The sequence below is a fragment of the Mesorhizobium sp. WSM4806 genome (assembly GCF_055811635.1).
Window position 1 is genome coordinate 119,825 of the sequence record NZ_JBVVQZ010000020.1, and the last position, 15,472, is coordinate 135,296.

Annotated in this window: 12 protein-coding genes and 1 pseudogene; 8 read left to right on the forward strand and 5 right to left on the reverse strand. The window is 63.5% G+C overall.

Translation table 11 applies throughout. From position 1 onward, the window contains the following. Nucleotides 1-340: 340 nt before the first annotated feature. Entirely contained in the window at nt 341-484 is a 144-nt protein-coding gene (locus AC0L2M_RS27075; RefSeq protein ID WP_287068146.1) for a hypothetical protein, read from the reverse strand. Between the two features lie 1,347 nt (nt 485-1,831). Between AC0L2M_RS27075 and AC0L2M_RS27080 the strand changes: the two genes are divergently transcribed. Next, entirely contained in the window at nt 1,832-1,966 is a 135-nt protein-coding gene (locus AC0L2M_RS27080) for a hypothetical protein (protein ID WP_287068147.1), read from the forward strand. A gap of 253 nt (nt 1,967-2,219) precedes the next feature. Here AC0L2M_RS27080 and AC0L2M_RS27085 read toward each other — a convergent pair whose 3' ends face one another. Together AC0L2M_RS27085 and AC0L2M_RS27090 are read right to left on the reverse strand one after the other, a co-directional pair. After that, nucleotides 2,220-2,486, reverse strand: coding sequence for a GNAT family N-acetyltransferase (locus AC0L2M_RS27085; protein WP_287240060.1), 267 nt, complete (start codon nt 2,484-2,486; stop codon nt 2,220-2,222). A gap of 71 nt (nt 2,487-2,557) precedes the next feature. Next, complete coding sequence (locus tag AC0L2M_RS27090) at nt 2,558-3,427, reverse strand: helix-turn-helix domain-containing protein (protein WP_287240059.1); 870 nt, start codon at nt 3,425-3,427, stop codon at nt 2,558-2,560. A gap of 106 nt (nt 3,428-3,533) precedes the next feature. On the opposite strand from AC0L2M_RS27090, the gene AC0L2M_RS27095 reads away from it, so the two are divergent. From AC0L2M_RS27095 to AC0L2M_RS27125, 7 genes and pseudogenes are all read left to right on the forward strand, one after another. After that, nucleotides 3,534-4,805, forward strand: a complete 1,272-nt coding sequence (locus tag AC0L2M_RS27095) for an ABC transporter substrate-binding protein (RefSeq protein ID WP_473536356.1) — start codon at nt 3,534-3,536, stop codon at nt 4,803-4,805. A gap of 209 nt (nt 4,806-5,014) precedes the next feature. Beyond that, nucleotides 5,015-5,875 (forward strand): carbohydrate ABC transporter permease, encoded by an 861-nt coding sequence (locus tag AC0L2M_RS27100; RefSeq protein ID WP_473536357.1) that lies wholly within the window; start codon nt 5,015-5,017, stop codon nt 5,873-5,875. After that, nucleotides 5,872-6,723, forward strand: coding sequence for a carbohydrate ABC transporter permease (locus AC0L2M_RS27105; RefSeq protein ID WP_236371043.1), 852 nt, complete (start codon nt 5,872-5,874; stop codon nt 6,721-6,723). Before AC0L2M_RS27100 ends, AC0L2M_RS27105 begins: the two co-directional genes overlap by 4 nt. Nucleotides 6,724-6,730: 7 nt before the next feature. Next, nucleotides 6,731-7,809: pseudogene (locus tag AC0L2M_RS27110) on the forward strand (ABC transporter ATP-binding protein). 129 nt (nt 7,810-7,938) lie between these two features. Further along, nucleotides 7,939-9,972, forward strand: a complete 2,034-nt coding sequence (locus tag AC0L2M_RS27115) for an aldo/keto reductase (RefSeq protein WP_473536358.1) — start codon at nt 7,939-7,941, stop codon at nt 9,970-9,972. Nucleotides 9,973-10,335: 363 nt separating this feature from the next. Further along, complete coding sequence (locus AC0L2M_RS27120; protein ID WP_473536359.1) at nt 10,336-11,280, forward strand: MurR/RpiR family transcriptional regulator; 945 nt, start codon at nt 10,336-10,338, stop codon at nt 11,278-11,280. A 190-nt stretch (nt 11,281-11,470) separates the two neighbouring features. Next, nucleotides 11,471-13,240, forward strand: a complete 1,770-nt coding sequence (locus AC0L2M_RS27125) for a flavin-containing monooxygenase (protein WP_473536360.1) — start codon at nt 11,471-11,473, stop codon at nt 13,238-13,240. 174 nt (nt 13,241-13,414) lie between these two features. Here the strand turns inward: AC0L2M_RS27125 and AC0L2M_RS27130 are convergent, their stop codons facing one another. Both AC0L2M_RS27130 and AC0L2M_RS27135 read right to left on the reverse strand, forming a co-directional pair. Beyond that, nucleotides 13,415-14,644: an amidohydrolase/deacetylase family metallohydrolase gene (locus tag AC0L2M_RS27130; RefSeq protein WP_473536361.1), complete on the reverse strand. Its 1,230-nt coding sequence runs from the start codon at nt 14,642-14,644 to the stop codon at nt 13,415-13,417. A gap of 282 nt (nt 14,645-14,926) precedes the next feature. Then, nucleotides 14,927-15,355, reverse strand: coding sequence for an Lrp/AsnC family transcriptional regulator (locus AC0L2M_RS27135; protein WP_027153643.1), 429 nt, complete (start codon nt 15,353-15,355; stop codon nt 14,927-14,929). Nucleotides 15,356-15,472 lie beyond the last annotated feature (117 nt).

Genomic DNA, 15,472 nt, shown 5'->3' on the forward strand with positions numbered 1-15,472 from the left:
TTCTCAGACCAAAATTAGAGGAAGAACCAACACCAGTCTCTTGCTAATCCACTCGGGTCCATGGTCATCCAGACAGATCAGGCACGCCATGCTGCACTCGCGCCAGAGGAACGTGGTTTTCGGACTCGAAACGGTCCGGTCGGTCCGATCTCTTTCTAATTCTAAGCGCGAACGGCAACCAAGAACCGTTAGTGGCGAAGGCAGCAGGAGAATTGGAGACATACCGGACCGACCGGACCGGAAATGTTTTGCCGAGTGCCTGGGCGCCAAGCCGGAAGACGCAGTGCACGGTCAGCGAGGCGCGCGGTTGCTGGGGCATGCGGCACTGCAAGAGATCAGATCAGGAGGGATGAGGGCCGGCCTTCAGTGCGCTCTCGCGGCGCGCGGAGGCTGGCCCCGGGCCGCGCATATAGTGGAGCTCCGGCCGGTAGCGCGGTGCAACGAGTTCGCGAAAGGCTGATGCCAACCGAGTCGAACGATCCATGACAACTTTCCCTGGGCGCACTCGTAGCCGATTCCTGTAACCGCAAGCCGCCGCCGCGGGAGGCTGTTCGTTCCCGATTTTTGTCTGCGCTACGACGCCTTTTCCGCCGACCGCGGATGTACCGGCGGCGGCCGCATCTTTCAGGAATGCTATGTGCGACCACATCCACAGTCTCGCGGCCATCGAGGCGCTCCTTATGACCTTGTGACGGCCGGCGGACATGGTGGCAAAGTCCGCGACGCCGACGTCGATACGGTCTCGGTTGATCGGCCGCTTGAACAAAAGACCGAATCGGATTGGGTCGCAGTCAAAAATTCCCACGAGGTGACGGACGACAAGAGGCCTACCCCCAGGGCGGCGGCCAAAAACGCTGCTGGAGGGCCGAACAGAAGCTTACGCGACATCATTGTCCCTACCTCACACGCCGGTATTGATGTGGAACAGGGTCTTCGCCGCCCGGCATGTCTGAAGCTGTAGAAGCAAGAACCGTGCCACGCAATCGCAAGGCCGGGCTTCCAGCCGCCCTGTTTTGGGCGGCGTCATGCGTTCAAGTACCTGGTTCGTCAGTCGCTTCTTACTCGTCCTAGCCATTTGCTCCCCTGGGTGTTCGGGTTGCTTGAGTCGATCGTTTGCCGGGTTTCCGAGGGGGAGCCGCAAGGCGCGGTTTTCGACGGAACTCCGTGGGACAGAGTGTTCCGCTCCCGGAGCGCTGGACAATCGTTTTCTGGCTGAATAGGTTACGGTTTGCGACGATAAGTTTCGTGGAATCAATGGGTTGCCAAGGTCGGGGTCGAGCGTTCGAATCGCTTCACCCGCTCCAGTGTCCTCTAAGGGAATCAAGCATCGAAAAGCCGCGGTCCACCGCGGCTTTTTCGTTTTTGGGCAGCACGGCATCACCCAGCAGACGGAGCGAGCTTGTCACTTGCCGGCTGCCTGTGGCCTTCAGGCGCTTTGTTCGCCGCTCGGAATACCCCCAATAGAGTTAGGACTTTTGCTTTTCAATTTCGGACCAAGGTCCCTTGCGGACAGGTGTATTTAAACCAAACTGGCGAAGTAGTGGACCATCATATTAGAGAGTCCTCCTATTTATAGTCTGGAACCATCCTGGCGGGAGGGCGGCTCGAAGGAGGAATTATGAAAACTCGAACCAGTCTGTTCGCAACGGTCGCCGCTCTCGCCCTTGTCGCGTCTCCAGTCCTCGCCGGCCCCGGCGGCAATGGTGGCGGGAAGGGTAATGGCGCAAGCAACGGCAACGGCGGAAACTCGGCTGCAGCCGGATCGCAGGGCCACGGAGCCGCAACGTCTGCGGCGGCTAGGGATAAGTCCACGCGGGGAATTGCTCATGCAATGGCTGTCGTTTCGACGACGCCGGCCTCGCCGCAGGCCACCCTGTCCTTGCAGGCAGCCCTGGACAAGTTCCTGGCAAGAAAGGCCGATCCGGCCGACGATACCTCCGGCGAAATTCCTGACGCAGCCGAATAAAAATCGCAAATCATGCGCTGCGCGGCGGCGCATCCTAGCATCGAGATTCTTGGTCACTTGCCGGGCTGCTTCATCTGTTCGGCCGATGCCGTGGGTCAAGAAACAGCCGACATTCGAGTCCGATCCTAAGGGATCCCCTGGAACGGTCCTGCCCCTACAGACGGTCCAGCGAGCACCACCGGCCTCGGGCCGGTGGTGCGTTCTTGGGGCGCGGGCTCGACTGGCGCTAGCCGTGGCCGTTTCCGGCCGATCTTCATCCATGCGCGTTGGCCAACGAAGCGGCAATCGCCGCAATCGAGCGGAACAGCACGAGCGAATCATCCCTTAGCGGAATGAAACCACGCCGCTGCCAGAACGCGGCGGCTTCGGGATCGATGGCGTTGACCAGGAGCGCGCGGCCGCCGACGAGCTCCGCAGCCATTACGCAGCGCTGCAGCGCGTGCTTGACCAGGCCGGTTCCGATGCCGCGGCCGGCCCAGCCGGCGTCGGTGGCCAGCTGTCCGAGCAGCAGGCAGGGCACGGGATCGGGAGGTTGGCCGGTGCGAATGGATCGAGCGCGCCGGCATCGACCTCGAAATGCCCTGCGCATTGCTATCTGGCGCCGGCGCCTTTGCGAAAATCCGACGGCGACATGCCGGCCAGCTTGCGGAACGACTTGTTGAAGGCGCTGAGCGAGCCGAAACCGGAGTCCATGGCGACGCGCAGCACGTTGGCGTCCTGGTGCATCAGCAGCGCCTGGGCGTAGCTGAGCCGCAACAAATTGACATACTCGTTGAGCGTCATGCCGGTCGATTTCTTGAAAATGCTCATCGCGTATTTGGGATGGATGTCGGCCGCCGCCGCGATGTCGACGCAGTCGATGTCGTAGAGGAAATTCTCGGCGATGAAGTCGCACATGCGCCCGACATTGCGCAGCGATTGCTGGTCGAAGGGGCTGCCTGCTTCCTGCTCGATCGGCGTTTCGGGTACCAGCCGGTAGGGTTCGAAGCGCACCCGCTCCAGCCGCAGCAAGAGTTCGTTGACGGCGTGCTCGGCCTTGCCCGCATCGCCCGAGCGGACGTAGCGGTTCCAGCGCTCGAAATTGTCGCTGTCGGACCGGTCGGTGGCATTGGTCACCAATGTCGCGCCGGTCATCAGCCGGTTGCGGACGTCGGCGGGCAGGTGCAGCCGGAAGAAGTGCACCAGCGGCAGATGCGCGCCGGCATAGACGGCATCGTCCGACGCATCGTCCATCTGGTGCGGCAGGCCGCCCCAGAACAGGCACATGTCGCCGGCCGAAAGCGCGATCTCGTGCTCGTCCATGCGGTAGTGCACGGCGCCGCGGACGATGAAATTCACCTCGACCTGGGCATGCCAATGCGGCTTCAGCATCACCAGGGGCTGGGTGTGAAACATCTGCAGCAGCAGCGGCAGACCCTCCACGCTGCTGGCGCCGGGCTGGTAAAATGGCCTTTCCGGCATCTTACTTTCCGCCCATTCTTTATTCCCTTTGTCGCGGACAAGCCTTCGCCAGCGCCTAGTCTAGCCATGCTCGCGAAGAGAGAGCAAATGAAATGGGAGGATTTCAATGCGCATCACACTGACCTGCGCCGCGTTCGCGCTTGCCCTGGGCTCAGCCCCGGCCTTTGCGCAATCCGGCGAAATCACGATCTGGAGCTGGAACGTCGCCGCTTCGTCGCTGAAGGCCACCATAGAAGGTTTTAACAAGCAGTTCCCCGACATCAAGGTCACGGTCCAGGATCTCGGCAACCAGCCGACCTATGACAAGTCGATCGCCGGCTGCGCCGCCGGCGGAGAGGGGCTGCCGGACATCGTGACGATCGAGAACGGTGAGGCCGAGAACTACTGGAGCCAGTTCCCGGACTGCTTCGTCGACCTCCATACGCTCGGCTATACCGCCGAAGACCAGGCAAAATTCCCCGATTTCAAGCGCACCGAGCTCGAAGTGGAAGACAGGGCCTATGCGATGCCGTGGGATTCCGGCCCGGTGGCGATGTACTATCGCCGCGACTTCTATGAGAAGGCCGGCGTCGACCCGACCTCGATCAAGACCTGGGACGATTTCATTGCCGCCGGCAAGAAGATCCAGGAGGCCAATCCCGGCGTGACCATGACCAACGCCGATTTCAACGGCGACTCCGAATTCTTCCGCATGATCGCCAACGAGCAGGGCTGCGCCTATTTCGCCGCCGACGGGCAGTCGATCACCGTCAACCAGCCGGGCTGCGTGGCGTCGATGACCAAGATCAAGGAGATGAAGGACGCCGGCATCATCACCTCGGCCGATTGGGGCACCAAGATCACCAACAACACCGCCGACAAGGTCGCCAGCCAGATGTATGGCGGCTGGTACGAGGGCACCATACGCACCGAATCGCCCGACGGCAGCGGCAAATGGGGCGTCTACCTGATGCCGAGCCTCACCGCCGACGGCCCGCGCGCCGCCAATCTCGGCGGTTCCTCGCTCGCCATCACCTCGGTGTCGAACAACAAGGAAGCCGCCTACGCCTACCTGAAATATTCGCTCGCGACCAATGAGGGCCAGATAGCGATGCTGAAGGGTTTTGGCCTGGTGCCGTCGCTGATCTCGGCGCTCGACGACCCCTATGTCTCCGAAGGACAGCCCTATTGGGGCGGCCAGGCGGTGTGGAAGGACATTCTTGGGACCTTGCCGAAAGTCGTCCCCAGCCGCGGCACGCCGTTCCAGAGCGACGCGGAAATCATCGTCCGCGCAGTGCAGACCAAATATCTCGGCGGCGGCTACCCCGACGCCAAGGCGGCGCTCGATGATGCCGCAAGCCAGATCGCCTCGGCGACCGGCCTGCCGGTCGAGGAGTGATCTGAACGCGACTCCCCTTCTCCCCTTGTGGGAGAAGGTGGCCTCGCGAAGCGAGGTCGGATGAGGGGTGTTCCAGGGAACACCAACGTCTCATCCCGTCCAGCACCCCTCATCCGTCTTGGCGCATGCGCGCCAATCCACCTTCTCCCACAAGGGGAGAAGGCAAAGCAGGCCGGTAAACCTAGAAACGGGAAGCGAAGGAGGCAACGATGCGCTATCAGAACGCCACGGCGTACCGCTTCCTCGCGCCCTATCTGCTGATCTTCTCGATCTTCTGGCTGTGGCCGATCATCAACTCCTTCCTGATCTCCTTCCAGGCGACGCGCACCGTGCCGTGGCGGTTCGCGCCGACCTTCAACTGGGGCCGGCTGATCGGCGACCCGGCCTTTTTCAACGCATTGAAGAACACGCTGCTCATCCTCGTCATCCAGGTGCCGGTGATGATCACTTTGGCGATCATCATGGCGGTGCTGCTCAATTCGCCGCTGCTCAAGGCCCGTGGCCTGTTCCGCTTCGCCTTCTTCGCCCCGGTCGTGGTCGGCGAAGTCGCGTATTCGGCGGTGTTCCGGCTGATGTTCAATCTCGACTACGGCATCATCAACAAGCTGCTGAACGGCGTCGGCCTGCCGCGTATCGACTGGTTTTCCAACGTCACCCCGGCAATGGCGGTGATCATGATCGCGGTGACCTGGCGCTGGGCCGGCTACAACGCCATCATCCTGCTCGCCGGCCTGCAGTCCATCCCCCAGGATGTCTATGAGGCGGCGACGCTGGACCGCGTCAGCAAGCTCAAGCAGTTCTTCTACATCACCCTGCCGCTGCTCAAGCCGATCATCGTGTTCTGCGCCGTGCTATCGATCATCGGCACCATGCAGCTGTTCACCGAACCGTTCCTGATCACCGAGCGCGGCGGGCCGGGCGGCGGCACCGAAACGCTCGGGCTGCTGCTTTACCGCCAGGGTTTCAGGTCGCTCAATTTCGGCTACGCCTCGGCCATCGCCTACACCATGGCCGGGCTGGCGATCGCCATCTCGCTGGTGCAACTGTGGCTGACGAGGGAGCCGAAATGAGCTCACGTTCCTCCTCCAGCCGCTCCTCATCCAGATTGGGACGCAGCATCGCGCTGCATCTCTTCCTGACGCCGCTGGCGCTGATCTGGCTGTTTCCGCTGTGGATGATGGTGATCTTCTCGACCATGCCCGACAGGGGCATTTTCAGCCCCAGTATCGAGCTCTTGCCGCACGGCAGCTTCCTCGACAATGTCAACAATCTGCAGCGCGACACCAATTTCATCGGCGCCATCGGCATCTCCGTCTCGGTGGCGGTGACCTACACCTTCCTGTCGGTGCTGCTCACCTCGATGGCCGGCTGGGCGCTGGCGCGCTACCAGTTCTTCGGCAAGGGCGTCGTCGTCGCCATCATCCTCGGCACCATCACGCTTCCCTATGCTGTCGTGCTGATCCCGCAATTCATCATGGTGGCGCGCGACTTCAAGCTCGCCAACACCTGGGTGGCGCTGATCGTGCCACCGCTGTTCAATTCGCTCGGCGTGCTGTTCATGCGGCAGAGCTTCTCGATGATGCCGGGCGATCTGTTCGACGCCGCACGCGTCGAGGGGGTCAAGGAATGGCGGATCTTCCTGTTCGTAGCGCTGCCGCTGGCGCGGCCGATGCTGGCGGCGCTCGCCATCATCCTGTTCCTTGCCTCCTGGAACAATTATCTCTGGCCGCTGCTGATCAATTCCAAGCCCGGCGCGATGACGGCGCCGGTGGCGCTCGGCACGCTGATCGGCCTCACCAAAGTGTCGTGGGGCGGCATCATGGCGGGCGCCGTGATGCTCACGGTGCCGATGCTCGTCGTCTTCGTGCTCTTGCAGCGCCATTTCGTCGCCGGCATTGCCGCCGGCGCCATCAAATAGGATCAGCATGGCAGCGGTCACACTCAAAAATGTCGTCAAGCGCTTCGGCGTCTTCGAGATCGTTCACGGCGCGAACATCGGCGTCGAGGACGGCGAATTCGTCGTCTTCGTCGGCCCCTCCGGCTGCGGCAAGTCCACGCTGCTCAGGATGATCGCGGGGCTCGAGGACATCAGCGGCGGCGAGATCGCCATCGGCGGCAAGCCAATGTCGAGCCGGCGGACCGCGGCATCGCCATGGTGTTCCAGTCCTACGCGCTCTATCCGCATATGAGCGTCGAGCAGAATCTGAGCTTCGGGCTGAGAATGAACGGCAACCCGAAAGCTGACACCGAGCGGCGGGTGAAGCGGGCCGCCGAGATCCTGCGCATCGCCGAGCTGATGAAGCGGCGCCCGCGGCAATTGTCGGGCGGCCAGCGCCAGCGCGTCGCCATCGGCCGCGCCATCGTGCGCGAGCCGCAAGTGTTCCTGTTCGACGAGCCGCTGAGCAATCTCGACGCCGAGCTCAGGGTGCAGATGCGGGTCGAGATCTCGCGCCTGCACAAGGAGCTCGGCGTCACCATGATCTATGTGACGCACGACCAGACCGAAGCAATGACGCTGGCCGACAGGATTGTCGTGCTCAACGCCGGCAATATCGAGCAGATCGGCGCGCCGCTCGATCTCTATGACGACCCCGCCAACCGCTTCGTCGCCGGTTTCGTCGGCTCGCCGAAGATGAATTTTCTGGCGGCACAAGTGGTCGGCAACGACGGCAATGCAACGCTCCTCGAACTCGCCAACCATGGCGGCGCTCGGCTGCAGAAACCGCTGTCGGGCGCCCCGCCTGCGGCCGGCGCCGAGGTCGTGCTCGGTGTGCGGCCGGAGCATTTCTTCGAGGCCGGCGAAGGCGATTGCGACATCGCCGTCAAGGCCGATGTCGCCGAGCACCTCGGATCGGTGAGCTACATTTATGCCAATGCCGGACCAGAGGAACTGATCATCGAGCGCGAGGCGTCGCGGCAGCGGGCGACTGGCGACCACATGGTGGTGTCGATCAAGGCTGGCCAATCGCTTCTCTTCGACAAGTCAGGTGCTCGCATTCGCTAGTGCCCAAAAGCATGCCCTCGGGCGTGAACCGAGGGTGCGCAGCGGTTTGGGACAACGCCATGCACACCAAGACACGCAATTTTCTTTCACCAACTCGCGACGCCGAGGCGACCCCAAGGAGATCCAGGAATGACGTCCGAACCACAAAAAATCCGCTGGGGCATTCTCGGGCCCGGCACCATCGCCAAGGCCTTTGCCGGCGGCGTCGCCCATTCGCGCACCGGCACATTGGTCGCCATTGGTGCGCGCAATCCCGGCAAATCGGGCCTTAATGAAAACTTCCCCGGCGCCCGCATCCTCGACGGCTATGAGGCTCTGCTCGCCGACCCGGACGTCGATGCGGTCTACATTTCGACGCCGCACCCCAGCCACGCCGAATGGGCGATCAGGGCGGCCGAGGCCCGAAAACATGTGCTTTGCGAAAAGCCGATGGGGCTGACCGCTTTCGAAGCGGACGCGATGATCCATGCGGCGCGCAGGGCCGGCACCTTTCTCGGCGAGGCCTTCATGTACCGGCTGCATCCGCAGACGGCAAAGCTGGTCGACCTCGTCAGGTCCGGCGCGATCGGCGAGGTGCGCATGCTGAAATCGAGCTTCGGCTTCGCCATGCCTGGCTTCATGCCGGAGCACCGGCTTTATGCCAACGATCTCGCCGGCGGCGGCATTCTCGACGTCGGCGGCTACCCCGTTTCGATGGCGCGGCTGATTGCCGGGGCCGCATCAGGAAAGCCTTTCGCCGAGCCGGACAAGGTGGCGGGTGCGGCGCATCTCGGCCAGTCCGGCGTCGACGAATGGGCTTCGGCGCTGCTGCATTTTCCCAACGGCATCGTCGCCGAAGTCTCCTGCGGGATCTCGCTCGCCCAGGACAATGTCCTGCGCATCCTTGGTACCAAAGGCCGCATCGAGGTCGCGGATTTCTGGTATGCGAGCGGCAGGGAAGGCGGCACCGGCGAGATCCGCATCATCCGTTCAGGCGGTGAGGAGGTGGTCGAGGTCAGGGAAGACCGCTGGCTCTACGCTTTCGAGGTCGACGCCGCCGGCGAGGCGATCCTGGCCGGAAAGCAGGAGTTTGCCTGGCCGGGCATGGGCTGGGCCGACAGTCTCGGCAATCTGCGTGTGCTCGACAAATGGCGTGCCGCCATCGGGCTCGAATACGAGATCGAAAAACCCGAAAAACGCGTCGACACCATTTCTGGCCGGCGGCTGCGCTCCGGCGGCACCATCATTGCGAAGCGCGAAATTCCGGGCCTGCCGCGGCCGGCCTCGTGCCTGGCGCTCGGCTTCGAGGATTTTCGCACCTTCTCCTCCGGCATGATCCTGCTCGATGCCTATTTCGAAGCCGGCGGCAACGTCTTCGACACCGCCTTCATCTACGGCAGCGGCTACACCGAAACGCTGCTCGGCCAATGGTTGAAGAACCGCGGCGTACGGGAGCACTCGGTGGTCATCGGCAAGGGCGCGCACACCCCGCTCTGCTATCCCGATGTGATCGGCAAGCAGCTCACCCAGTCGCTCGACCGGCTGCAGACCGATCATGTCGATGTCTATTTCATGCACCGCGACGATCCCGACGTGCCGGTCGACGAATTCGTCGACGCGATGGACCGGGAGGTCAGGGCTGGCCGCATTCGCGGTCCGTTCGGCGGCTCGAACTGGACGAAGGAACGCATGGACGAGGCGATTGCCTATGCCGAGCGGACCGGCAAGCAGAAGCCTGGCGCGCTTTCGAACAATTTTTCGCTGGCCGAGATGCTGGTGCCGATCTGGCCGGGTTGCGTCACCTCGTCCAGCGACGAATGGAAGGCCTGGCTGACCGCCCGGCAGATGCCCAATTTCGCCTGGTCGAGCCAGGGAAGGGGTTTCTTCACCGGCCGCGCCGGGCGCGACCAGCGTGACAATGAAGAGCTGGTCCGGGTCTGGTACTCCGAGAAAAATTTCGGCCGTCGCGACCGGGCGATCGAGCTCGCCAACAGGCTGGGCAAGAGCCCGATCCATGTCGCGCTCGCCTATGTCCTGGCCCAGCCGTTCCCGTCCGTCCCGCTGATCGGACCGCGCACGCTCGACGAACTGGAGGACAGTCTGCAGGCCCTCGACATTGCGCTTTCGCCCGACGACATCGCGTGGCTGGATGGCGGTTCGGATCAGCATCGACGCACGGGCTGAGGGGGGCATCGCTGCCCTTTCCTTCTCCCCTTGTGGGAGAAGGTGGATCGGCGCGCAGCGCCGAGACGGATGAGGTGTGCTGGACGGAGTGCGTCAGTGCCAAGCTGGAGCACCCTCATCCGTCGCCTTCGGCGACACCTTCTCCCACAGGGGGAGAAGGGGAGTCGCGTGTCCCGTAACTCTCCGACTTGCGGTCGAACGGCGACCACGGCGCTAATCATCGGGATCGTTCGCACCGCGACTACAGTGTTGTTTGAATTAGCTTTTCTATTTCTTGAAAAGCTTGTTTCTTTCCTACATACTTCGCAAACCGACCGCGCAAACATGGTAGAGATCGAGTTCCACGAACGGCGGGGATGAGTCATGACCGAAGCTGAAGGCCATGTACGATTGACCTCGGGCGACGACCCGGATGGACGCGATCATATCAGGCGCATCCCCGACATCATTTCGCTGGTGAAGGACTCTTACGGTGAATTGCGCCCGGCGGAGCGGCGCGTCGCCGATGTCGTGCTCGACGATGTCAGGTTCGCGGTCGACGCCTCCAACGCCGTGCTCGCCCAGCGCGCCGAGGTCAGCGAACCCACGGTGACCCGGTTCTGCCGCGCCATCGGCTGCGAGGGGGTTCGCGATTTCAAGCTGAAGCTGGCGCAGAGCCTGGTCGTCGGCGCGCTCTATCTGAGCAAGCCGCCGCCGGTGAGCAGCGACAATGGCATGCCGTTCTGGAATGCCGTGTTCGGCGAGGCGCGCCGGGCACTGCAGGAAGCCGAACGGCAGCTTGATCCGGCGCAGCTGGTGAAGGCCGCCGAGCTCATCGCCAAGGCGCGCCAGGTCACGGTGTTCGGCCTCGGCGGCAGCTCGTCGGCGCTGGCGCAGGAAACCCAGTACCGGCTGTTCCGCTACGGCATCACCGTCGTCGCCCAATGCGACCCCTATCTGATGCGGATGACCGCCTCGACCCTGAAGCCCGGCGACCTGGTGATCGCCATTTCGGCGACCGGACGCACCCGCGAAGTGATCGAGGCCGTCGAGCTGGCCAAGCATTACCGCGCCGATGCGATCGGCTTGACCGCGCCCGACACCGAGCTTGCCCGCGCCTGCGACGTCAGGCTGACGGTGGCGGTGCCCGAATATCCCGACACGCTGAAGCCGACCGCCTCGCGCTTCGCCTTTCTGGCCGCGATCGACCTGATGGCGGTGGCGGCCGCATACAAGCTCGACGGCTCGGCCCGCGAAACCGTCCGCCGCATCAAATACAACGCCCAGATCCACAGGACGGGCAAGGAGATGGAGCCGCTGGGGGATTGAGCAGCGCGGCTTCTTGCCTTCTCCCCTTGTGGGAGAAGGTGGCCGCGAAGCGGCCGGATGAGGGGTGCTCCAGCTTGGCACCAACGGCACTTCGGCCAACACCCCTCAACAGTCTTGGCGCATACGCGCCAATCCACCTTCTCCCACAAGGGGAGAAGGAAAGAAGCTGCGGCGAATCGAAGGAGAAAAAATGCTCGACATGGCACCCTCAAAACAGGCGGCCTGCTGGCTTTCCTCTCTTTCCCGCGCCCTCGAGGCGGGCGACGCCGCGGCCGCGACCAATCTGTTCGTCGAGGACTGCTACTGGCGCGATCTGCTGACCTTCACCTGGAACATCAAGACGATGGAAGGCCGCGCGGCGATCCGCGACATGCTGGATGCCACTCTGGCGGCGACCAAGCCGACCGCCTGGCAGCTCAGTGGCGAGGCAAGCTCGCACGAAGGCATGATAGAGGCCTGGTTCAGCTTCGAGACGTCGTCGGCCTGGGGCCAAGGCATCATGCGCCTGCAGGACGGCAGATGCCGGACGCTGTTCACGGCGATGAGCGACCTCAGGGGTTTTGAGGAGCGCAGGGGACCGGCGCGGCCGCTGGGTGTCCGCCACAAGGCCGACCCGGACCGCGAGACCTGGGCCGAGGCGAGGGCGCGCGAGACGCGTGATCTCGGTGCCATTGAGCAGCCCTATTGCCTGGTCATCGGCGGCGGCCAGGGCGGCATCATGCTGGGCGCACGGCTGCGGCAACTCGGCGTGCCGGCGATCGTCATCGAGAAGAATGCGCAGGCCGGCGATTCCTGGCGCAACCGCTATCGCTCGCTCGTGCTGCACGATCCGGTCTGGTACGACCATCTGCCCTACATCCCGTTTCCGGAGAACTGGCCGGTGTTCACGCCCAAGGACAAGATGGGCGACTGGCTGGAAATGTACACGCGCGTCATGGAGCTCAATTACTGGACCTCCACAGAATGCATCAGCGCGTCCTACGACGAAGCCAAAAAAATCTGGACGGTCGAGGTCGATCGCGCCGGCGAGCGCATCACGCTGATGCCAAAACACATCGTCTTTGCGACCGGCGCCTATGGCCCGCCGCGGCAGATCGACCTGCCGGGCGCCGCTGCGTTCCAGGGCGAAATCCTGCATTCCAGCCAGTATTTTAGCGGCGAGACATTCCGCGACAGACGCGTCGCGGTCATCGGCGCGGCGAGTTCGGGGCACGATGTCGCCGTCGACCTCTGGGAGAGCGGCGCTGCGGTGACCATGATCCAGCGCTCGCCGACGACGGTGGTCAAGTCAGACACGCTGATGGAAGTCGGCTTCGAGATCTTTTCGGAAAAGGCGCTGGCCCGCGGCATCACCACCGAAAAGGCCGACATGATCGTCGCCTCGACGCCGTTCGCGCTGCTGCCGCAAAGCCAGCGGGCGCTGTACGACATCATCAAGGCGCGTGACGCGGCCTTCTACGACCGCTTGCGCGGTGCCGGCTTCGCCATCGATTTCGGCGACGACGAGACCGGGCTGCTGATGAAGGCCTACCGCACCGGCTCGGGCTACTATATCGACGTCGGCGCTTCCGATCTGATCATCGAGGGCGCGATCGGCGTCCGCAGCGGCGTCGAGATCAAGTCGCTGACGCCGACCGGAATCCTGTTCGACGACGGCAGCGAATTGGCGGCCGATGCGATTATCTCCTGCACCGGCTATCAGTCGATGAACGAAACCGTAGCGGCGATCGTCTCGCGCGACGTCGCTGACGAGGTCGGGCCGTGCTGGGGGATTGGCTCGGGCGTGAAAGGTGACCCCGGACCATGGCAAGGCGAATTGCGCAACATGTGGAAGCCGACGGCGCAGGAAGCGCTATGGTTCCACGGCGGCAATCTGGCGCTGTCGCGCTTCTATTCGAAATATGTGGCGCTGCAGATCAAGGCGCGGATGGAAGGAATGGCGACGCCGGTCTATGGGTAGCAGCGCATCTCTCCTTCTCCCCTTGTGGGAGAAGGTGGATTGGCGCGCAGCGCCAAGACGGATGAGGGGTGTTGGACGGAGTGAGGCGTTGGTGTTCTCTGGAGCACCCCTCATCCGACCGAGCTTCGCTCGGCCACCTTCTCCCACAAAGGAGAAGGAAGAGCTGCCCAGCCTTCACCCACGCCCGAAATGCCGGCTCACCACATCGACATGCGTCTGATGCGCATGCGCTTCGTAGCGGTCGGTATCGCCAAAATCGTTAGCCGCTTCGTTCGGCCACCAGGTGCCGCCGACCACGATGCCGTCCGAGACCAGTCTCTGCTCGGCGGTCAGCGAGGCACCGACCGCGTCGACAAAGGTAAAACGGCCCGGACGCAGCCGCAGCACCGCGATGTCGCCGACGGCACCGACCTTAAGCGTGCCAAGCTCGGGCCTTGCGATCGCCTCGGCCGGCCGTTGTGTCGCCGCGCGCAGCACCTCGACCAGCGGCATGCCGAGCGCCATCAATTTCGACATGCAGACCAGAATGTCGAAGGCGGGGCCGTCGACGCAGTAGAGATGCACGTCGCTGCTGATCACGTCAGGCGCCAGCCCTTCGCTGAGCATCGCCCTGGCAACCGAGAAATCGAACGAGCCCATGCCGTGGCCGATGTCGAAGATGACGCCGCGCTCGCGCGCCAGCCGCATGTCGGGCCGGACCGCGCCCGAGGCGAAGACCGGCGCGTTGGGAAACGGCCGGAAGCAGTGGGTGAGGATGTCGCCCTTGCGCAGCCGCGGCAGCACTTCCGAACGGCCTGGCGGCGGCTCGTCGATATGCGCCATCAGCGGCAGGCCGGCCTGGTCGGCAGCCTCGAGCGCCAGATCGACCGGCGCGATGCCGCTGCTGCCGCCGGCATGGCGACCCGAGCGTACCTTTACGCCGACGACCACGTCTGCGTGCTCGCGCACCGCCGCCACCGTCTCGCGCGGTTCGCAGAGCCGCAGATCGCTGCACTCGCCAACCGAAACGGTCTGCGAGAAGCCGAAAATGCCGGCAAAGGAAATGTTGACATAGGCCAGGATGCGGAGCTTCGAGCGCTCGATGACGTGGCGGCGAAAGCCGAGGAGGTTGCCGGCGCCAGCGCTTCCGGCGTCGATGAAGGTTGTGGTGCCGCTTTTTGCAGCGAGGCGGTCGGCATCGACGCCAAGCGAGGTGCCGCCCCAATAGACGTGGCTGTGCAGGTCGATGAGGCCGGGCGCGACGATGGACCCCGTCGCATCGATGACGCGCGCGGCGCGCTCGAAGGGAATGTCGGGATCGATCGCGGTGATGCGGCCGTTGGCGATGGCCAGATCGCGTTGCGCATCGAGGCCGGATGCCGGATCGATGAGGCGGCCGCCCTTCAGCAGGAGATCAAATTGCATCGGCGTCCGGCTCCTGTCTGTTCTCGTTGTCCGCGCAATTCTCATACAGGCCATGTCAGAAAGCAACATTTTTTCGGACTTCATGTTGCTTTGTTACAGGAGCGTCGCAAGCGTAAGCGTAGCGCCAAAAATTGCCGATCTCCCCCCAAGTGGGGGAGATGCCAAGTTTTGGCAAAGAGGGCAGGACAGAGGGGGGGCGCTGTCCCGCCGACTTTCCGCAAGGTTCTGCCCGGCAGCAGCATTTTGGAAGGAGGGAAGCGGTGCCATGCTCCGCCAAGGCACTCACCGGTCGATCCGCGTCGACAGGATGATCGACGACGATGTCCGCTCGACCCCGTCCATCGCGCCAATCTCATCAAGCAGCGTGTCGAGATCCTTGATCGAGGGCGCGTCAACGATGACGATCATGTCGAAATTGCCGCTCACCGAATGCAGCGTCCGCACCGGCGGCAGCGCCTGCAGGCTGCGCACCACCTTGTCGGCAAGCTTGGGCGTGACGGTGAGCAGGACATGCGCCCGCACCAGTCCCTGTTCGTAGTCGGGTGAAAGCCTGACGCCATAGCCGGTGATGATGCCGCGCTGTTCCAGCCGCTCGATCCGGCTCTGCACCGTCGTCCGCGACACGCCGAGCCGCCGCGCCAGTTCGGCCGTCGAGGCGCGCGCATTCGCGCGCAGCAGGGAGAGCAGGGCCTGTTCGGCGTTGCTAAGCACTTTCGACGAACCTCATCAGCATACTGTCCAATTTGGCACTTCGTTTTGGACAGTTCAACACTTCCTTTCGACAGGCAAGCTGCGATTCTGTCCGCTCTGTGAAAGGCAAGGCGAGGG